Annotated in this window: 16 protein-coding genes; 5 read left to right on the top strand and 11 right to left on the bottom strand. The window is 62.4% G+C overall.

Annotated features, from left to right (window positions below):
* Window positions 1-70 precede the first annotated feature (70 nt).
* Window positions 71-1483, bottom strand: coding sequence for a C4-dicarboxylate transporter DctA (locus GJB56_RS27370; protein ID WP_003945501.1), 1413 nt, complete (start codon window positions 1481-1483; stop codon window positions 71-73).
* Window positions 1484-1602: 119 nt separating this feature from the next.
* Here GJB56_RS27370 and GJB56_RS27365 point away from each other — a divergent pair, with 119 nt between their 5' ends.
* Window positions 1603-3189: a sensor histidine kinase gene (locus tag GJB56_RS27365; protein WP_113682176.1), complete on the top strand. Its 1587-nt coding sequence runs from the start codon at window positions 1603-1605 to the stop codon at window positions 3187-3189.
* Complete coding sequence (locus GJB56_RS27360) at window positions 3186-3875, top strand: response regulator (RefSeq protein ID WP_003945570.1); 690 nt, start codon at window positions 3186-3188, stop codon at window positions 3873-3875. The genes GJB56_RS27365 and GJB56_RS27360 overlap by 4 nt, the downstream gene beginning before the upstream one ends.
* A 12-nt stretch (window positions 3876-3887) precedes the next feature.
* On the opposite strand, the gene GJB56_RS27355 is transcribed toward GJB56_RS27360, so the two are convergent.
* From GJB56_RS27355 to GJB56_RS27345, 3 genes are all read right to left on the bottom strand, one after another.
* Window positions 3888-6002, bottom strand: coding sequence for a S9 family peptidase (locus GJB56_RS27355; protein WP_019747068.1), 2115 nt, complete (start codon window positions 6000-6002; stop codon window positions 3888-3890).
* A complete protein-coding gene (locus GJB56_RS27350; protein WP_019747067.1) occupies window positions 5999-6892 on the bottom strand; it encodes a phosphoribosylaminoimidazolesuccinocarboxamide synthase in 894 nt (297 codons plus the stop codon). Before GJB56_RS27350 ends, GJB56_RS27355 begins: the two co-directional genes overlap by 4 nt.
* 155 nt (window positions 6893-7047) lie before the next feature.
* The gene (locus tag GJB56_RS27345; protein WP_020906369.1) at window positions 7048-8082 is read right to left on the bottom strand and encodes an ABC transporter substrate-binding protein; all 1035 of its coding nucleotides are present in this window, start codon (window positions 8080-8082) and stop codon (window positions 7048-7050) included.
* A gap of 250 nt (window positions 8083-8332) precedes the next feature.
* On the opposite strand from GJB56_RS27345, the gene GJB56_RS27340 reads away from it, so the two are divergent.
* Window positions 8333-9265: a tyrosine-protein phosphatase gene (locus tag GJB56_RS27340; RefSeq protein ID WP_113682175.1), complete on the top strand. Its 933-nt coding sequence runs from the start codon at window positions 8333-8335 to the stop codon at window positions 9263-9265.
* A gap of 96 nt (window positions 9266-9361) precedes the next feature.
* On the opposite strand, the gene GJB56_RS27335 is transcribed toward GJB56_RS27340, so the two are convergent.
* From GJB56_RS27335 to fepB, 3 genes are all read right to left on the bottom strand, one after another.
* A complete protein-coding gene (locus tag GJB56_RS27335; protein ID WP_019747064.1) occupies window positions 9362-10024 on the bottom strand; it encodes a response regulator transcription factor in 663 nt (220 codons plus the stop codon).
* Window positions 10021-11298, bottom strand: coding sequence for a sensor histidine kinase (locus GJB56_RS27330; RefSeq protein WP_020906367.1), 1278 nt, complete (start codon window positions 11296-11298; stop codon window positions 10021-10023). Before GJB56_RS27330 ends, GJB56_RS27335 begins: the two co-directional genes overlap by 4 nt.
* A 147-nt stretch (window positions 11299-11445) precedes the next feature.
* Complete coding sequence (gene fepB / locus GJB56_RS27325) at window positions 11446-12441, bottom strand: Fe2+-enterobactin ABC transporter substrate-binding protein (RefSeq protein ID WP_024487532.1); 996 nt, start codon at window positions 12439-12441, stop codon at window positions 11446-11448.
* Window positions 12442-12507: 66 nt separating this feature from the next.
* Here fepB and fes point away from each other — a divergent pair, with 66 nt between their 5' ends.
* Window positions 12508-13743, top strand: a complete 1236-nt coding sequence (gene fes / locus GJB56_RS27320) for an enterochelin esterase (protein WP_113682427.1) — start codon at window positions 12508-12510, stop codon at window positions 13741-13743.
* Between the two features lie 15 nt (window positions 13744-13758).
* Here fes and GJB56_RS27315 read toward each other — a convergent pair whose 3' ends face one another.
* From GJB56_RS27315 to GJB56_RS27300, 4 genes are all read right to left on the bottom strand, one after another.
* The gene (locus GJB56_RS27315; protein WP_019747060.1) at window positions 13759-14172 is read right to left on the bottom strand and encodes an HIT family protein; all 414 of its coding nucleotides are present in this window, start codon (window positions 14170-14172) and stop codon (window positions 13759-13761) included.
* 66 nt (window positions 14173-14238) lie between these two features.
* Window positions 14239-15660 (bottom strand): adenylosuccinate lyase, encoded by a 1422-nt coding sequence (gene purB / locus GJB56_RS27310; RefSeq protein WP_019747059.1) that lies wholly within the window; start codon window positions 15658-15660, stop codon window positions 14239-14241.
* 91 nt (window positions 15661-15751) lie between these two features.
* Window positions 15752-16360 (bottom strand): TetR/AcrR family transcriptional regulator, encoded by a 609-nt coding sequence (locus GJB56_RS27305; RefSeq protein WP_024487531.1) that lies wholly within the window; start codon window positions 16358-16360, stop codon window positions 15752-15754.
* Between the two features lie 64 nt (window positions 16361-16424).
* A complete protein-coding gene (locus GJB56_RS27300; RefSeq protein WP_179154745.1) occupies window positions 16425-17540 on the bottom strand; it encodes a pyridoxal phosphate-dependent aminotransferase in 1116 nt (371 codons plus the stop codon).
* 207 nt (window positions 17541-17747) lie between these two features.
* On the opposite strand from GJB56_RS27300, the gene GJB56_RS27295 reads away from it, so the two are divergent.
* Window positions 17748-19358, top strand: coding sequence for an ABC transporter substrate-binding protein (locus GJB56_RS27295; RefSeq protein ID WP_069147035.1), 1611 nt, complete (start codon window positions 17748-17750; stop codon window positions 19356-19358).
* Window positions 19359-19394 lie beyond the last annotated feature (36 nt).

Raw genomic sequence — 19394 nt, 5'->3', positions numbered from 1 at the left:
CCAGGATCACTGATCGTAGATCGGGTTCCGCGCCTGCTGTGCGGTCAAACGTTCAGCAGAGCGGAAGTATCTAGTGATGGCTCACAAATGACTGCTTGGTGCCGGTCGGAGCCGTTTCGAGTTTGTGCTGCTCTTCTTCGTCCTCGTCGTCGAGCATCGTGGCTTCGTTGAACGGAATCTTCCCGTCGAGCACCTCGATGACGCGTTCCTTGTCGATCGTCTTGGTCCACGCGCCGACCAGGAGAGTCGCGACCGCATTGCCCGAGAAGTTGGTGATCGCTCGCGCTTCCGACATGAAGCGGTCGATTCCGACGATGAGTCCGACGCCGTCGAGAAGCTCGGGGCGATGGCTCTGCAGTCCACCGGCCAGCGTGGCCAGACCGGCGCCGCTGACTCCCGCAGCGCCCTTGGAGGCGATGATCATGAACACCAGCAGCGAGAGCTGTTCACCGAAGGCGAGCGGCTGTCCCATGGCGTCGGCGATGAAGATCGAGGCCATCGTCAGGTAGATCGCGGTGCCGTCGAGGTTGAACGAGTAGCCGGTGGGAACGACGATGCCCACCGTGGTGCGCTCGACGCCGACGTGCTCCATCTTGGCGATCAGACGCGGCAGTGCCGATTCGGAGGACGACGTGGCGAAGATGAGCAGGTACTCACGGGCCAAGTACTTGACCAGCTTGAAGATGTTGAATCCGGTGACGGCGCGCAGCAGCGTTCCGAGAACACCGAAGACGAAGATCAGGCAGGTCAGGTAGAAGCCGATCATCAGGGTTCCGAGCTGGACGACGGCGTTCAAACCGGTCTGGCCGACGACGCTGGCGATGGCGCCGAAAGCACCGATCGGGGCGAGCCAGAGAATCATCGTCAGGATCTTGAACACGAGCTTCTGGATGTATCCGACGGCCTTGAGAATCGGCTCACCCGACTTGCCGAGCGACTGGATCGCGAAGCCGACCAGAAGGGCGACGAACAGAGTCTGCAGCACGCTGCCGGCGGTGAGGGAGGACAGCATCGACGTCGGAATGATGGACGCGATGAAGTCCCAGGTACCGCCCGCGCTGTGGGCCTGATCTGCAAGCTTGGCCACGGAGGCCGCGTTGGGCGTGATGTTCAGGCCGCTGCCCGGGTTGAGCAGGTTGCCGACGCCCAGGCCGATCGCGAGTGCGATGGTGGACATCCCGATGAAGTAGGCGAGTGCGAGGCCGCCGACCTTGCCGACCTTGGCAGCAGCTCGAACCGAGCCGATGCCGAGCACGATGGTGCAGAAGATGACCGGGCTGATCATCATCTTGATCAGGCTGACGAACAACGTGCCGAGTACACCGACGGACTTACCGAACTCGGGTGCGAGCCAACCGACGAGGATGCCGCCGATAACCGCGACGATGACGCTCATGTAGAGCCAATGCGTCTTGTCGCGCTTTGCCTTGGTGCCCTCGGGCTGTGGGGAACCGTCTACTGTCCCTGTTGCCGTGCTGCTCATGGGGTGTCCTTTGGATCGGATATCTGTGAAGTGATCGGGATCACTTCGAGTCGTGGAGAATTCTTGTTGCAAACAGGTGGGCCCGGAAGTTTGTGTTCATTACGTTCAGGAGGCGCTCGATGGTCGAACGAAAGACCGGCCGACGTATGAGCGTCGCCAGGCAGATCCTGCTCCTGCAATTGGCGTTGTTGGCGCTGGTCATCGGCGTGGGGGCCGCGCTCGCAGTTGTCGACGAACGCCGAGACAGCGACGACGCGATCCGCAGGCAGGTGAGCTCGATAGCGCAGACTCTCGCCCTGTCGGATTCGACGGCGGCCGCCCTGACGAGCCCGGACCCGACCGCGATTCTGCAACCACAGACCGAGAAAATACGACAGGCAACCGGCGTCGATTTCATCGTGGTGATGGCGCCGGATCGCACTCGATTCACCCACACGAGCCCGGAGCTGATCGGTCAACTGTTCAACGGAAACATTGACCGCGCACTCGCCGGCGTGACCTTCACGGAGACGTACGCCGGGTCGCTGGGGCCGTCGATCCGCGCAGTCACTCCTGTCTACGATTCCGGCGGAACCCTGGTCGGTCTGGTTTCTGCCGGTGTCACCCGCGAGCAGATCAGCAAGCAGTTCGCCCAAAGCGTTCCGGTCATCCTGTTCGTTGCCGGCGGCGGTCTTCTTGCCGCCCTCCTGAGTTCACTTCTGGTGAGCCGACGCATCAGGCGACAGACCCTGGGAATGGCTCCGGACGAACTGCGCACCATGTACGAGCACCACGACGCCGTACTGCACAGCATCGGTGAGGGTTTGGTGGTGATCGGGCAAGGCCGAAGCAAAGACGCGAGAGTGGACATCGTCAACGACGAAGCACGTCGCCTCCTCGATCTACCGGACGGGCCCGTGCCACTTTCATCCATCCCCGCGACCATGCGGGTCGACGACGCCTCTCCCGCGAAGGATCAAGTGCACCTCACCGACAAGCGCGTGCTGGTGGTCAACCAACACCCGGTTGAGTGGGAAGGCAACAGAATTGGCACCGTGCTGACAATTCGCGATCACACCGAACTTCAGAACGTACTCGGGGAATTGGATTCGGTACGTAGTTTTGCCGAGTCGCTTCGATCGCAAGCCCACGAGAGCGCAAATCGTCTGCACACGATCATCACGATGGTCGAGTTGGGGCGAAACGAGGACGCAGTGGCCTTCGCCACCAACGAATTGCGGGTGTCCCAACAGCTGATCGATCGTCTGATGAATGCGGTCCACGAGCCGGCGCTGGCCGCACTACTGCTCGGGAAAATGAGCGAAGCGACCGAACGCGGGGTCGACCTGACCATCACGGAAGACACCGCGCTCGGTCCGGTTCCTTCGCTCAATGCACGCGAGTTGGTCACGCTGGTCGGCAATCTCGTGGACAATGCTATTGACGCATCGCGCGCGAGCGAGTCTCCGTGGGTGGAAGTGACGGTAATGGAAGAGGATTCGATGATGGTTGTTGCCGTCGCCGACAGCGGCCCGGGAATGACACCCGAAGCACTCGAAAAGGCCAAGGGCCGTGGCTACTCCACAAAATCCGGCTCTCGCGGACTCGGTCTCGCACTGGTCTCTCAAGTCGTGAAACGGCATGGCGGCACGCTCACCAGCGAGCCGGCGATGGGCTCCATGCTGGTTGTCCGTATCCCGCTGCGCGAGGCGGAAGCACCGAGATGATCCGTGTACTGATAGTCGACGACGAACCGTTGATCGCGCAGGCACACCGTTCCTACGTCGAGCGTGTGCCGGAATTCGTGGTCCACGGCGTGGTTCATTCCGGGAACGCCGCCGTGCGTGCAGTTACGGCGGCCAATGCCACCGACCAGCCCATCGACCTGGTCCTGCTCGACATCGGGTTGCCCGACGCCAGCGGTCTCGACGTGGCCTCCGCCCTGGGCGGGTTGCGGCCCAGTCCGGACATCATCGCGGTTACCTCGGCGCGCGATCTGGAGGTGGTCCGAAGCGCCGTGGCTCGCGGGATCGTCCTCTATCTTCTCAAGCCGTTCACTTTCGCAGCATTCCGCGACAAGCTCGAGCGCTACCTCGAATATCGTGCAGCACTTCCCGCTGGAGAGTCTGCGGTCAGTCAACACGACATCGACCGCGCGATGTCCGCACTACGAACGTCCGACGATCGAGCAGCGGCGCCGAAAGGCTTTGCATCTCAAACGCTCGGACTCGTCGCAGCGTCTGTCCGGGATTCTGAGGGACCCGTGACCGCTGCAGAGGTGGCAGCATCGGTCGGCGTGTCCCGGGTGACGGCCTGGCGCTACCTGGAAAAGCTGGCAGACGACGGCATGCTCACCCGGGAGACCGAGTACGGGCGCGCTGGGCGCCCTCAGGTTCGTTACCGCAGAACCTGATTGACACAGAATCTAGTTTGCGCCAACCGTGTCGAGAACCCAGGCGAACTCGAATGCGACCTCTTTCCACTTCTCGTACCGACCGCTGACACCGCCGTGTCCGGCGCTCATCTCGGTCTTGAGAAGTAGCGGAGCATCACCGGTCTTCGTGGCGCGCAGTTTCGCGACCCACTTGGCCGGCTCCACGTACAGAACGCGGGTGTCGTTGATGCTCGTGATCGCAAGAATGGCGGGATAGTCCTTGGCTTCCACGTTCTCGTACGGGCTGTACGAGCGCATGTAGTCGTAGACGTCCTTGTTGTGCAGCGGATCTCCCCATTCGTCCCACTCGATGACCGTCAACGGTAGCGACGGATCGAGAATCGACGTCAGCGGGTCGACAAACGGAACATTGGCGAGAATGCCGGCAAACAGTTCCGGAGCGAGATTGGCGACAGCCCCCATCAGCAATCCACCCGCACTACCGCCGTCGGCAACCATCCGATCAGCGGCGGTGACACCGGTGTCGATCAAATGCTTTGCGCATGAGACAAAATCGGTGAAAGTGTTCTTCTTCGTGAGCGTCTTGCCGTTTTCGTACCAGTGACGACCCATCTCGCCGCCGCCGCGCACGTGTGCGACCACGAAGACGACGCCGCGATCGAGCAACGACAAGCGGGCAACCGAGAACGACGGGTCGATGCTCGCCTCGTAGGAACCGTAGCCGTACAACAGCAGCGGCGCGGGACCTTCCGGCGCACCTACGCGCCTCACGATCGAGAGCGGAATGCGGGTTCCGTCGTCGGCCACTGCCCAGTCGCGACGCTGCTCGTAATTACTCGCATCGAAGTCACCGAGAACAGGCTGCGACTTACGCAGTGCCAGTTCACCACTGGCGACGTAGTAGTCGTACACCTGCCCGGGAGTGATGAACGACGTGAAGCCGAGTCGGATGGTGGGCTGCGCCCATTCCGGATTGGACCCCATACCGATGCTGAAGAGTTCTTCGTCGAAGTCGATTTCGTGACGCTCACCGTAGCCGTCATCCGTCAACGGCCACACGGCAACCCGAGTGAGCGCCTCGCGGCGGTAGCTCAGGACGAGGTGTCCGGCAAAGGCTTCGGCTTCTTCCAGACGAACGTCTGCGCTGTGCTCGATCAGCGTCGTCATGTTCGTCGGATCCGACACGGGAGCTTCCACCAACACGAAGTTCTCTGCCTTGACTCCGTCCACGACGTCGTTGTGGAGGATCAGGAAGCGGTCCTCTCCCCCGATCACTGCGTGTTCAGCGCCGTACTCGACGCCCTCGCGACGCGGGATGATGACGCGGAAGTCACCTTCCGGGTTCGCCGATTCCAGCATCCAGCCTTCGCTGGTCACCTTGGAACCGACCCAGATCATCAGGTACTTCTCACTGCGGGTAGACCCCACCGAAACCCAGTACCGCTCGTCGGGCTCGTGGAACACCGAAACATCTTGACTCTGCGGCGTTCCCAGCTTGTGACGCCACACGGTGTCCGGACGCCAGGAATCGTCGACCGTCATGTAGAAGACGTGACTGTGGTCGATCGCCCAGGTGGCGCCAGGCGCGGTATCGGGAATCTCGTCGGCGAGCATCTCACCGGTCTCGAGGTTCTTGAACCGCAAGGTGTACCGCTCGTCGCCGACGATGTCCACCGAGTACGCAAGCAACGTGCCGTCCTCGCTGATGGAGAACGCGCCGAGCGAAAAGAACTCGTGCCCTTCGGCTTCGACGTTGCCGTCCATGAGGATCTGCTCGCCGGCCAGCTCGACGCCGGGCGTCAGGTTGGGCGGAGTCCAGTCGTCTTCACCGGCGATGGGGCACCGGCACTGGACGGTGTACGACTTGCCTTCCACGCTGCGCGAGTAGTACCACCACTTACCCATGCGAGTGGGCACCGACATGTCGGTTTCCTGCGTCCGCGACTTGATCTCCTGGAAGATCTTCTCGCGCAACGGCTCGAGCGCGGCCGTCTGCTCGTCGGTGTACGCGTTTTCGGCTTCGAGGTATGCGACTACCTCGGCGTTGTCCTTGTCCCGCAGCCACTCGTAGTCATCGACGAACGTGTGTCCGTGATGGGTACGTTCGGCGGGGACCTTCTTTGCGACCGGCGGGATCAGGCTCATGCGCTGGGACCGACCCAATCGTCGAAGGACAGACCGGAAATGCGCTCGTACGCCTCGATGTAGCGCGCCCGAGTCGCGTCGACGATCTCCTGCGGCAACGGCGGCGGTGTCGTGTCCGAGCTACGGTCCCAGCCGGATTCGGGGCTCGTGAGCCAGTCGCGCACGAACTGCTTGTCGAAACTGGGCTGCACCTTGCCCGCTTCGTAGCCTTCGAGAGGCCAGTAGCGCGACGAGTCGGGGGTGAGCACCTCGTCGGCGAGCACGAGGTTTCCACCGGAGTCGAGACCGAATTCGAGCTTGGTGTCCGCAAGGATGATTCCGCGATCGGCCGCGAAGTTGGAGGCGCGGGCATAAACGTCGAGAGTGTCCTCGCGAAGCTGCACTGCCAGCTTCTGGCCGACCTTCTCCACTACCTGATCGAAGCTGATGTTCTCGTCGTGATCCCCGAGAGCTGCCTTGGACGCCGGGGTGAAGATGGGGTCGGGCAGCCGCGACGCCTCGACGAGGCCCTCGGGCAACGCGACGCCGCACACTGCGCCGGTGTTGTTGTAGTCGACCAGGCCGGAGCCGGTGAGGAAGCCACGAACGACGCATTCGACGGGAACCATGTCGAGGGAGCGCACCACGAGAGCGCGGCCGAGAACCTCTTCCGGGATGCGATCGTCGTCGGGCTCGCCGGCCAGGTGGTTGGTGCCACCGAGGACGTTGAAGAAGAACACGCTCATCGCGGTGAGCACGCGACCCTTGTCCGGGATCGGCGTGCTGAGCACGTGGTCGTAGGCCGAGATCCGATCACTCGCGACAAGCAGCAGATGCTCGTCGTCGATCGTGTAAAGGTCACGGACCTTGCCACCGGCCAGATGAGTGTAGGAATCAAGTGTAGGACGCACCCGGTCACCCTATCGGGCGTTCGCAGTTCGTACAGAACCCCGGTAGCCGGGACAGGTAAGCGTCCTCGCCGTTCGGAGAGCTGTCCGCCCTGCTCATCCGGATATGCAGGTGGCCCCTCGCCAGCAGGCGAGAGGCCACCGTCACAGTCGATGAACTACTGGTTTGCGGGCAGCTTCGACAGGCCCTCGTCGATCGAATCCAGCGTCAGAAGAGCCGTCTGATAGGTCGCGGCCAACGAATGCTGGACCTGGACGACGTTGCCGGCCTTCACTGCGGGCAATTCCTTCCACAGCTCGGAATTGACCAGCTCCTGCAACTGCGGAGACATCGAGCCGTCGGCGTTGAGGCCGTAGACGATCACGTCGACATTTCCGAGATTTTCGCCGATCTTCTCGATGGATACCTGTTCGACGTGGATGTCGGCGGGGTCTGCGGGGGTGCCGGGGAACTGCAGTCCGAGTCCGTCGAAGAGATTGGTCGTGTACGAAGACGCGTACTCGCGTGAGAAGGTGCCGGCCTCGGGCTTGCAGACGTTGCACACGCCGCCGAAGGTCAACGAGCCGAGCTTGTCCTTGTACTTCGCGGCCAGTTCGGCGGTTTTGGCGTCGTAGTCGTCCTTGAACTCGCCGTAGGTGTCGGAGACATTCGCGGCATCGGCGAACTGCTCGCCCAGCACTCGCCAATCAGCAGGAACCGTCGGTCCCAGGAAGACGACGGGAGCGGCCGCCTTGAGCTGCGCCATGTCCAGCTGGCTTTCGACACGAGCGGGAACACCCATGATGATCAGATCGGGCTCGGCAGCGACGATTCCCTCGTAGTTGAGCTGGGAGACGTTGCCGTCGGGCGCGACCTTCGGCAGAGCTTCGTAAGCGGCCTTGGTCTTGTCGTCCATGTTGCCGAGTTCACGGGTCCACTCACATACTGCTGCCAGGTTCGCTCCCGCCTGAATCAACGGCAGAACTGCGTATCCGCAGGCCACGATCCGCTGCGGGTCGCTCGGGATCTCGATGGATCCGTTCTGTGCCTCGAAGACACGGGTCTGCGAGCTCGCGGCTGTCGTCGACGATTCGGACGACGCCTCCTCGGAATTGCTGCAGCCGGCGACGCCGACCGCCAGCGCAGCTGCTGCGCCGATCACCACTGCGCGGCGAAACCACGACAGACCTTGAACCCGCATGTTGAACTCCATCTGAACGCACCGGACTGCTCCGGAATTGATTTGGTGAGGCTAACCAATATCAGGGCACTGGACCTTTACACAAACACAGGTCTCGAGGAATGAACTGCGCCTCCCGAGTCACTCACGCTCACAGCAGCACGCCTCCCACTGAGAGGGAGCAAAGCAAGATTCCTCTCGAATCGGACACGCGAACTCGCTACCTTGCCTTCGCGATACCTCATCGACCAGCCACTCTCTCCGCTCGACGAAGGGCTCACACATGTCCCGATCCACGCGCACGTGCTCGCTACGGTCTGCCGCGGCCATTGCGTTGACCACCAGCGTTCTCATCACCGGTTTCGGCGCCTCGATCGCGCACGCCGGACCTGCCCCCTCGGCTCCACAGTTCGGCTCACTGGATTTCGGATCCAGCAACTTCGGCAGTGCCGAGCAAACCCCAGATGCTCCGCGGCTGACCGGGATCGACAATTTCCGCGACGTCGCAGGCACCGGCGCCGGATACTCGGGAACTCTCGGTCTGCCCGTGAACAAGGGAGTCTTCTACCGCGCGAACGCGATCACGCCCAAGGGCGATGACATGAGCATTCTCGAAAAGCTGGGACTGACAAAGGTTTACGATCTGCGCACGGAACCCGAGATCGCCAGCAAGCCGGATGTCCTGCCCGACGGGGTTGCGTACGAGAACATTCCGATCCTGTCCGGGAACATCGCCGAGATGGTCGCGAAGATCAAGTCCCCCGAGGACTCACGATCGATGATGCAGGACATGAACCGCGCCTTCGTCACCGGAGCGACGGAGCGAGCCGGGTTCGCACAGTTGCTCACGGGCCTCGCGGAAACCGAAGGCGCACAGGTCTTCCATTGCACTGCAGGTAAAGACCGCACCGGCTGGACGTCCTTTCTGCTGCTGAGCATCGCCGGTGTCGACCGCTCGGTGATCATGAATGACTACTTGCTGACCAACGAATACACAGCCGAAGGCATGAAGGCCACGCGCGCGGGCATCGCGGCGAGCCTGGGCGAACAGATGGCCGTCAACATGGAGCCCCTGTTGGGTGTCGAGGCAAGCTATCTCGATGCCGGCCTCGCCCAGTTGGACCAGACCTACGGGTCGGTCGATCGTTACCTGACCGAGGGCTTGGGTCTGAGTCCGGCGACCGTCATGACGCTCAAAGCCAAACTGCTGGGCTGAGCGACCCAGCTGCCCCGGGTTCGACGAGGGGTCGAACCCGGGCACGTGGACTTTCTCTGCCCGCGCCGTGCCGGATGCGCCGCAGCGTCCCGTGCGTCAGCGCGATACGGCGATCACGTTGTTTCGGTACGCCCAGATGACGATCTGCACACGGGTACGCACCTGCAGCTTCTTGCAGATGTTGCTGATGTGCGACTTCACCGTGCTCTGCTCGAGGCTGAGGGAATCTGCGATGTCGTTGTTTCCCAAGCCTTGTGACAGCAACTGCACCACATCCATTTCACGCGCGCTGAGACCGTGATCCGATCCGGAGCGCGCCGTGGACATCGGTGCCGGTTTGCGCCTCGCGAACTCCACGATCAGTCTCGACGTCAATCTCGGAGAGAGCACCGAGCCACCCTCGGCCACGGTCAGCACTGCCGACGAGAGCTCCTCGGGATCGGCGTCTTTGAGCAGGAACCCTGCGGCGCCACTGTCGAGCGCCTCGAAAACGTACTCGTCGAGATCGAACGTGGTGATCACGACGACGCGGGTCGCCGGAAACTCGGCAAGGACCTCCCTGGTCGCGGTCAATCCGTCACCGTGAGGCATTCGGATATCCATCAGTACGACGTCCGGACGCAGTGCACGCACCTGCTCGTACGCCTCGACTCCCGTCTTGGCATGCCCGACGACGCGAATCTCGGGGTGGCCGGAGAGAAACAGTTCGAACCCCTGCCGTACCACCTGCTGGTCGTCTGCAATAAGGACGTCGATCATGCGTTGATCCTCCCGTTCACCGGCACCAGTGCCTGCACAGCCCACTCACCTTCCGAATTCGGTCCGGCGTCCAGTTGACCACCCATGAGTGTCGCGCGTTCGCGCATTCCCACAATTCCGAGGTTTTGCCCGTCGGAGGACGGACGAGCATTCCCGAGCGTATTGATCACCCGGACTCTCACCGCACCGGCTTCTCGGCTCAGACATACCTTGGACTCGCTACCCGGCGCATGGCGAAGGACGTTCGACAACGCCTCCTGGACGATGCGGTAGCACGTCAACTGGACTCCGCTGTCCAGGTCGTCGAAGCGGCCGACCTTCTCGAGCGAGATCGACGAGATGGTGCGCCTGCAGTCGTCCACCAACTCGTCGATGTCGGAGACCATGGGCGTCGGGAAATCGGGGTCTTCCTCACCCAGACGGAGGATCCCCACGATCTGCCGCAAGCTGTTGAGGGCCCGCTGCCCCTGCTCGATGACGCCGCCCAGGAGGGCTTGCGCTTGTTCGGGATTGCTCGAGAAGAACTTGTCGGCGGCACGGGCCTGGATGATCATGCCGGTCATGTGGTGAGCCGCGACGTCGTGCAACTCACGTGCCATGTCCTGCCGTTCGGCGACAACGGCATTCGCGATCTTGCGTTCGCGGTCCCGGTGCAGATCCGCTACCGCCTGACTGTTCTCCACTGCTTGCTTTCGCAGACGCGCGACGATCTTTCCCATGGCGGCGACGACCAGAAAACTCGTGACGGTGTTTGCCGCCGGCTCGAGGAACAGGTGGGGCAACTCCCCCACCTGAACCTCTGCGACCGTCAGCCCGTCCCGCTCGGTGAGATACATCGCCAAGATCACGTCCATCGCCATTCCGAGGACCAGCAGTCCGACCAGGCGCATGCCGCTCACCCGGATGGACACTGCCATGATCGCGAACCAGAAAAGCGGCGTGGCCCCCAGCGATCGACTGCCGAGGAAGAGCATCAATCCGCCGGATCCTGCCAACGTCAGGAGGTAGTACGCGATCGGGTACCGCCGGCGCGCACACGCCACCACGGTCAACACCGTCAGGAAACCCATGATGCCGACGACGGTTCCCGGATCGCTCAGCACTCGATTGCTCGTCTCGGGTTCAGTCTTGAGACTGGCGAGACCGAACACCCACGGCACACTCAGCAGGCCGACGATCACGGCCGCCGTGGCCGGGTTGTTCAGGTTGAAACGTCCCCACCCTCGCGATGCCAGGGCTTGCCCCGAGACATTCTGACCAGCCGAGTCGAACATCCACTCCCCATTCCGCATCCGATGATTGACGTTCATGGTGGCATGCGCGCACCACTTGGTCCCACATTCGACGAACGTGAAGGGAATGTTCGATTCTCGGCTACAACCAAAGGACTAGTTCGGGGTGAAAGCACTAGCACTTATGGATCAGCCGAACTGCTCGACCAACCGGTTCACCATGTTGGTTGCGCTGTAGTAGTCGAGACGGAAGGTATCGAGCCCCACGGCATAGACATGGTGATCACGAATTGCCGGATGCTGCGCCAACAGGGGAAGTGCCTCGACCGCTTTCACCGCACCGTCGTCGGCGCTGACCAAGATCAGGGTGTTGCCCGCGATACCGTCGTAGAGGTTCTCGGCCGAGACCTGAATGATGTCCTTGCGCTTGCCCATGGATTCACTGCTCTTCGCAGACTCGGGAATGTCGGCGACCGTGAAACCCATCGCCGTGAGCAACTTCGCCTGCCCGGACTCGTGCGTCCAGATATTGGCGCCGCTGCCGTCCTCGTAGTAGACGAGCGCGGTGGTCGGCTGCGGGGGAAGTGTGATCTTGGCCTTCGCTGCCTCTACTGCGCTGTCGAATTTCGCGACCGTGGCCGCTGCGTTGTCTTCGAGACCTGTCGCTTCACCAAGCACGGCGGCCACTTCCTGCCAACTACTTCCGCCGTAGTCCACCACGATTGTCGGAGCGATGGCCGTGAACTGTTCGTACAGATCGACGACGGAGTCACCTCCGGTCGCCGAGACGACGATGAGGTCCGGGTTCTGGGCCAGAACGGATTCTGCGTTCGCGCCGCCCATCGGCAGCACTGCGAGTCCGCGTTCTCGAGCAATGTCGCCCCACTGTGTGAACAACCCCTGCGCATCCGATACGTCGGTGTTCGGTCCCGTCGATGCGGTAGCCACCACCGGAGCGTCGATCGACAACAGCGTGCCCGTCAGCGTCACACTGGTCGAGACGATCCTCTCCGGCTTCGACGTGATCTCCACCGGCCCCTTCGGCGTTTCCACCGTGCGGGGCCAATTACCCTGCGATGCAGCCGAATCAGCACCGGAATCGGCATCCGCAGAACTACATCCGGCGAGAGCGAACCCTGCCACCAAGACTGCGGAGAGCACCTTCAAGGCGCGCGATTTTTTCATTGTGACGCCCACTGGCGGACCACTCCTCGAATTCAAAAGCCCATGAAATTAGGTTAGGCTGTGCTCATGCTAACTCAGGCGGTGACAGAATTGTCCGCTTCCCTCGCGGCCTCGCCCGACATCGACACCTTCTGGAACCGGATAGTGCGACAAGGCACGCCGATCATCGAAAGTGTTGACACACATACAGTTCGAGTAACTTTCCTCTGGCGACAGCCCGAGGAGACGGAAGTCGACCGCGTCTACCTCGACGCAAACTCGTTGACCGACCATCACGCGGAACAACTCAGCGTGATGCAACGGATCGGCGAGAGTCCGGTGTGGTTCTACGCCGCCGAAGTCTCGAACACCTGGCGCAGCAGTTACAGCATCATCCCGGCGCCGAAGTCCGTAGTCGACGAATTCGACTATCCGGGAGCAGGCAAGGAAGACACGACCCGCCGCACCCGCTGGTTGGGGTTGCTCGAACACCGAATTGCCGACCCACTCAATCCGCTCTCCGCAGGCGTGGACACAAGGCGTTCCGTCGCCGAGATGCCCTCGGCGCCGGTCCAGTTCGGTTGGGATGCTCCAGTTTTCAGGAAGTCGATACAGCTCACCTGGGCCAGTTCGACGTTGGACGTCGAGCGGCCGGTGTGGATCTACGAGACCGTGGACGACGGATTGACACCGCTCGAAGAACGGCCGCTCGTGATACTTCTCGACGGGCGCCACTGGGCCGAGGTCATGCCAGCAGGTGCCGCCTTCGATCGTGCAGTCCAGACCGGCAAACTGAAGTCCTGCGTTCTGCTGGCCATTGATTCCGTTGACAATCAACGTCGTTCGAAGGAATTGCCGTGCAACCGCGACTACTGGAGTGCAGTCGTCGACGAACTACTTCCGCAGGTGCGCGCCGTCGCACCCTTCTCGTCTGATCGAACGCGAACGGTGGTGTCAGGGCAGAGTTTCGGCGGCCTGGCCTCGATGTTCGCAGCACTCGAATTCCCCGAACACTTCGCGCTGGTCGCCAGCGGGTCCGGTTCATTCTGGTGGCCGACAGGCTTGAAGCGCGGCGAGGACGGTCCGCCGGGTGGAGACATCGCCGCACGCATCGAGCGCGATGGCGTACCGGACGGTTTACGCGTTGTCCTCGAAGTAGGTAGGCACGAGTCCGACATGGTAGGGCACAGCGCAGCGGTCGCACAGGCGTTGAAGGCTGCCGGAGCGCAAGTGTCGTATCGGATCTTCGACGGCGGCCACGACTGGTTGTGCTGGCGCAGTGTCCTTCTGGACTCCGTTGTCGAACTGATCGGCAGTCCCTGAAAGTGGCCGGTGCCGCTAGTTCAGTGCACCGCGAATGACGGCAGCCGTGCTGTCGAGAATTGCCCGATTGGGCGTGCGAGGTAGCGCACGCAGGCCGAAGCCGTCGCCGCGATTTCGCGGAATGACGTGCAGATGAACATGGAAGACTTCCTGCCCCGCAACAGCTCCGTCAGAGAGATGCAGATTCACTCCGTCGACGGGGAGAGGTCCGGTACGCATCGCTGCGGCGATCTTCTGTGCGACGGAAAAGATCCTGGCACCGTCGTCGGAATCGAGCGTGGACAATCCACTGGCGTGGCGCTTCGGCACGACCAGGAGATGGCCGGATGTGAACGGCCGAATATCCATGAAGGCAAGGACATTCGCGTCGTCGTAGACGACGCTGGCCTCGGCCTCACCGGCGATGATGGAACAGAAGATGCAGTTCATGCTCTTCGACCCGGTGCGCCTTTTCGGTAGTGGTGACTACCGAAAAGGCGCACGGGGGCGTAGCCCTTACAGAATCGGCGACGGCGCATACGCCGCAGCTTCGGGGTTGGCGTCGACAAGCTTCTGCACCTCGGCGACAACGGCGTCGACCTGAGCAGACGCGGCGCCGACAAAGGCCGCCTTGTCGGCCAGAGCCTCGTCGAGTGCGGCGCGGTCGAGCGGCAAACGGTCGTCGGCGGCAAGGCGATCGAGCAGGTCGGGCTCCTTGCCTTCCTCACGCATCGCCAGCGCAACTGCGACGGCGTTCTCCTTGATCGCCTCGTGGGCGGTCTCGCGTCCGACGCCCGCGCGCACCGCTGCCATGAGAACGCGGGTCGTGGCGAGGAACGGCAGGTAGCGCGTCAGTTCCTTCTCGATGACGGCCGGGTACGCGCCCATCTCGATCAGCACGGTCAGGAAGGTCTCGAACATGCCGTCGATCGCGAAGAACGCGTCCGGGAGAGCGACGCGACGCACGACGGAGCAGAAGACGTCGCCTTCGTTCCACTGTGCACCCGCAAGCTCGGCTGCCATGGAGCCGTAGCCGCGCAGGATCACCTGAAGTCCGTTGACTCGCTCGCACGAGCGGGTGTTCATCTTGTGCGGCATCGCCGAGCTGCCGACCTGGCCGGGCTGGAAGCCTTCGGTGACCAGCTCATGGCCGGCCATCAGGCGGATCGTGTGTGCAAACGACGACGGGCCCGCGCCGACCTGGACGAGCGCGGAGATGACGTCGTGGTCGAGGGAACGCGGGTACACCTGGCCGACGCTGGTCAGTACGTGGGCGAATCCGAGGTGCTCCGCGACCTTCGCTTCGAGCTGCTCGAGCTTGGCCGCATCGCCGTCGAGCAGGTCGAGCATGTCCTGAGCGGTACCCATCGGGCCCTTGATCCCACGCAGCGGGTAGCGATCGATCAGCTGACGCAGACGTGTCAGTGCAACGAGAAGCTCGTCGGCCGCAGAAGCGAAACGCTTGCCCAAGGTGGTGGCCTGAGCTGCGACGTTGTGCGAGCGGCCGGCCATCACGATGGACGAGTACTCGGCAGCGCGCTCACCCAGACGGGCGGCGACGGCGATACCGTGGTTGTAGACGTGTTCGAGAGAACGCACGATCTGCAGCTGCTCGACGTTCTCGGTGAGGTCACGGCTGGTCATGCCCTTGTGGACCTGCTCGTGTCCGGCGAGTGCATTGAATTCCTCGATGCGTGCCTTCACGTCGTGGCGGGTGACCCGCTCGCGGTCCGCGATGGACGCCAGGTCGACGTTGTCGATGACACGCTCGTAGTCGTCGATGGCGTCGGCCGGAATGTCGATGCCCAGCTCTGCCTGCGCACGCAACACCGCCACCCACAATTGACGCTCGAGCACGATCTTGTACTCGGGAGACCACAGAGCAACAAGCTCCGGGCTGGCGTATCGGTTGGCAAGGACATTCGGGATGCGGCTCACGAGGCCTCAGTCTAACGGTGGCCGAGCAGTGCTGTTACCCCCGAGCTAGAGCAGCTGTCACCCCCGAGCTAGAGCAGCTGTCACCCCCGAGCTAGACGACCGGCGGCGCCATCACGTCGATCGATTCCAAGAGCATTCCTCTGGCCAACCCGCGTGGGTCCGGGTCGTACTCCCCGAGCGCCGTGATCATCGCGCCGTCGACCATCGCGACAAGACGGCGCAATTGCCCCTCGGGAGCCGTTCGGCCCGAGCGTCGAAGCGCATCGGTCAAAAGGTCGTCGAGCTGGGCGCGTAGGCGCAACTGCACGTCACGAAGCGCGGGATGACGGGCACACGCCACAAATCGTTCGTAGCGCGAGATCAATCGTTCGCGGCTCTCCGGCCGCTTCTCTTCGTCTCCGAGCAGCAGCTCGACCAAAAGTTCGACGGTTGATTCCGCGCCCCGCCGACGTTGGGTCACCGCAGCCACTCTGGCGCGCATCGCTTCCATGTCGGCGTTGCCGTTGAGCTCGACGGCACACGCGATCAGATCGTCGAGTGAGTCGAAGTAATAGGTCGTCGAAGCCAGAGGAAGGTCGGCCCTGGTTGCCACCGCTCGGTGACGAACGGCGTCGAACCCGCCCTCCAGCAAAAGTTCAGCAGCGGACGCCACCAGAGCTTGGCGACGTCGTTCACCCTTGGGCGTAGCTGCAGAAGACACCACGACATCGTGCCAGCAGAGGGCACCTCCGCATGGCGAAACAGCTCGAAGACCCTGCTGTTTGTTACCCGAGCCACTTCTCGAGGCGGGTCAGCGCCTCCTGGATGTCGGCTGTCGCGCCCGCGAACGAAAGTCTGACCATCCGGTTTCCGTGGACAGTGTCGAAATCGATTCCGGGTGCCAACGCGACCCCGGTATCTGTCAGCAACCGGGCACACCACGCGGTAGCGCCCTCGTCGCCACACAGATGGCCGATATCCGCGTAGACGTAGAACGCACCGTCGGCGGGAGCCAGCTCGGTGATGCCCAGTTTCGGCAACCCGGTCAACAGCAGTTCACGATTGACGGCGTACCGCTGAACGTGCCCGTCCAACTCGACCTTCGCCTCGTCCGAGAACGCCTCGATGGCGGCGTACTGAGAGATCGCGGGCGGACACACCGTCATGTTCGACGCGAGTCGCTGCAGCGGGCGCCGCAAGTACGTCGGCACCAACATCCACCCGAGCCGCCAACCCGTCATCGAGAAGTACTTGGACACCGAGCCGATCACAACGGATTCGCGTGAGGTCTCCCAGGCGCTCGACGTGTGCTGATCGCCGTATCCGATGCCGTGGTAGATCTCGTCCGAGATCAGGAGGGTGCCGTGCTGCTCGCACCACGTCGCCAACGCAGCGAGCTCCTCGGGCGAGATCACCGTGCCCGTCGGATTTGCCGGGCTGGCGACGATCAGACCGGCAGGCGGCGACGGCAAGGCCTCGAGCATGTCCACCGTCGGCTGGTATCGGGTTGCCGGCCCGCAGTCGAGTTCGACGACGTTGCAGCCGAGAGCGGCAAGGGTGTTGCGGTAGGCGGGATATCCGGGGCGAGCGACCACCACGGTGTCGCCCTCGTCGAACGCGGCCAGGAAAAGCAAGGTGAACGCCCCGGACGAACCTGTCGTCACCACCACGTCTTCGGCGTCGACGGCTATTCCCGATCGCTCGCTGTGGTAGCGCGCAATAGCTTCGCGTAGCGGCAGGATCCCGAAAGTCTCGGTATACCCGAGTAGTTCGGTGCCGAGGATCTCGCGCGTCGCACGTAGCACCGGTGCCGGCGCGGGGGTCGACGGTTGACCTGCAGCCAACGTCAGAACGTCACCGTGCGTCCGCTGACGTTCGGTCGCGGCCTTCCATACATCCATGACATGGAAGGTCTGGATATCTGATCGACGAGATTCTGAGCGCACACCCCGACGGTAGCCGAACCACACTTCCGTGAGAAACGACGACCATCCATTGTGACGATCCGACAGATTCAGGTGCTCAGCATGAGTCGATTCAACGAGACCTGGGCCACGTCCCTCGCGCAGCATTGATCAACGACATCCTTCGATCAAAAGGTGCATCAGATGAAAGCTCGCTCAGTGCCCACCGCGGCTCTGGTCACGATCGGCGTTCTCACGGTTGCCTCGTGCGGAAGCACCTCTGATCCTGGCGGCGGGACCTCCGGGGACTACGCCAAGGACGGGAGTTTCACGACGATCGTGAACACCGACCCCGGCAACCTTCATCCCCTGATCACCAACCTGACTGCCACGCAGGCAATCAACAGCTATACCAACGACTCGTTGTTGGCCATCGACCCCAAAACCCGTGCAGCGGGCTCGTATCTGGCCGAAAAATGGAGCGAGAACGGAACTTCGCTGAACTTCACCCTCAAAAAAGGGATCACGTGTGAAGACGGCACGACGTTCACTGCCCAGACAGCCGCGAACAACATCAACTGGGTCGTCGACAAGACGAACGGCTCGCCGTGGCTGGGAGCGTCGGTACCCGAAACTGCAGTAGCAACCGCCGATGGCGACGAGCTCACGATCAAGACGGCGGAACCTGCGCCCTTCCTGCTCGAGCGCATCGGTGCTCTCAAACTGGCATGCCAGGCAGCACTCGACGACCCCGCCAGTGTTCGCGGCAGCAGCAACGGAACCGGCCTGTTCAAGATCACCGAAGTAGTGGCAAACGATCACGTGACGCTCGAACGCCGCGACGGATACAACTGGGGACCGAACGGCGAAACCACATCGGACACCCTCGGAGTACCCAAGGCCGTCACGATCAAGATCGTGACGGACGCGGCGACGACGGCGAACCTGGTCCTCACCGGAACGGTGAACGCAGCACCGGTGGCCGGTGCGGATATCGAACGTGTGGAAGCGTCCGGCCTGGAATCGATGACGTCGAACACCTTGAGCGGGCAGTTCATCTTCAACCACAATTCTGCTCTTCCCACCAAGGACGAAGCGGTGCGCAGCGCGCTCGTGCAGGCAATCGATCTCGACGACTACACGGACATCAACACCGGTGGCAAGGGTTCGCGCGCTACGGCATTGGCCGTTGTCGATCCGCGGGCATGTGACTACGACAGTGTCACCGGTGTAGTTCCGAAGTTCGACATGGCCGCGGCGAAGAAGACCCTCGCCGACGCCGGCTGGAAGCCCGGATCCGACGGCGTTCTGACCAAGGACGGTCAATCGCTGCAATTGACGGTCATCTTTGCCAACTACCGCGATACCACTTCTGCAGCAGCAGAATACGCGATGAAGCAGTGGCAGGAACTCGGCGCGAAGGTAGAGCTTCGCGGTGGTGACAACAATTTCATCATCTCCAATACGTTCGCGGCAAAGGACCTGACATCCTGGTCGATCTCGATCGGTCTGACCGTCCAGAGTGACACTCCCAGCATCTTCGTTCCGTACTTCTCCGGCCCGACCCCTCCGGCGGGCGTCAACTTCGCATCGATCGACAATCCCGAGTACACCGAACTGGCTGCGAAGGCCTCGGTTCTGCCCGGGCAGGAATCCTGCTCGGTGTGGAAGGAAGCGGAACAGGCGCTGTTCACCTCTTCTGACGTCGTTCCGGTATCCACATCGCCGAACTTCATGTTCTTCAACGGTGCGACGTCCCTGTACGCGCCGATTGGTGGAACCCTGGCGGGCCCAGGCATCCGAGTTCTGAAATAAGCCGGAAGACAAAGCTTTACGTCTGCATCTATTTCT

The sequence above is a fragment of the Rhodococcus sp. AQ5-07 genome (genome assembly GCF_009707305.1).
GTDB classification, from domain to species: domain Bacteria; phylum Actinomycetota; class Actinomycetes; order Mycobacteriales; family Mycobacteriaceae; genus Rhodococcus_F; species Rhodococcus_F erythropolis.
The sequence above is the reverse complement of the archived record's forward strand: the minus strand, read 5'-3'. Positions and strand labels throughout refer to the sequence as shown.

Bases quoted from the DNA above. Each gene is read 5' to 3' on its own strand.
- GJB56_RS27370 (WP_003945501.1), bottom strand. From the start codon at position 1,483: ATGAGCAGCACGGCAACAGGGACAGTAGACGGTTCCCCACAGCCCGAG.
- GJB56_RS27365 (WP_113682176.1), top strand. From the start codon at position 1,603: ATGGTCGAACGAAAGACCGGCCGACGTATGAGCGTCGCCAGGCAGATC.
- GJB56_RS27360 (WP_003945570.1), top strand. From the start codon at position 3,186: ATGATCCGTGTACTGATAGTCGACGACGAACCGTTGATCGCGCAGGCA.
- GJB56_RS27355 (WP_019747068.1), bottom strand. From the start codon at position 6,002: ATGAGCCTGATCCCGCCGGTCGCAAAGAAGGTCCCCGCCGAACGTACC.
- GJB56_RS27345 (WP_020906369.1), bottom strand. From the start codon at position 8,082: ATGGAGTTCAACATGCGGGTTCAAGGTCTGTCGTGGTTTCGCCGCGCA.
- GJB56_RS27340 (WP_113682175.1), top strand. From the start codon at position 8,333: ATGTCCCGATCCACGCGCACGTGCTCGCTACGGTCTGCCGCGGCCATT.
- GJB56_RS27335 (WP_019747064.1), bottom strand. From the start codon at position 10,024: ATGATCGACGTCCTTATTGCAGACGACCAGCAGGTGGTACGGCAGGGG.
- GJB56_RS27330 (WP_020906367.1), bottom strand. From the start codon at position 11,298: ATGTTCGACTCGGCTGGTCAGAATGTCTCGGGGCAAGCCCTGGCATCG.
- fepB (WP_024487532.1), bottom strand. From the start codon at position 12,441: ATGAAAAAATCGCGCGCCTTGAAGGTGCTCTCCGCAGTCTTGGTGGCA.
- fes (WP_113682427.1), top strand. From the start codon at position 12,508: ATGCTAACTCAGGCGGTGACAGAATTGTCCGCTTCCCTCGCGGCCTCG.
- GJB56_RS27315 (WP_019747060.1), bottom strand. From the start codon at position 14,172: ATGAACTGCATCTTCTGTTCCATCATCGCCGGTGAGGCCGAGGCCAGC.
- GJB56_RS27300 (WP_179154745.1), bottom strand. From the start codon at position 17,540: ATGGATGTATGGAAGGCCGCGACCGAACGTCAGCGGACGCACGGTGAC.
- GJB56_RS27295 (WP_069147035.1), top strand. From the start codon at position 17,748: ATGAAAGCTCGCTCAGTGCCCACCGCGGCTCTGGTCACGATCGGCGTT.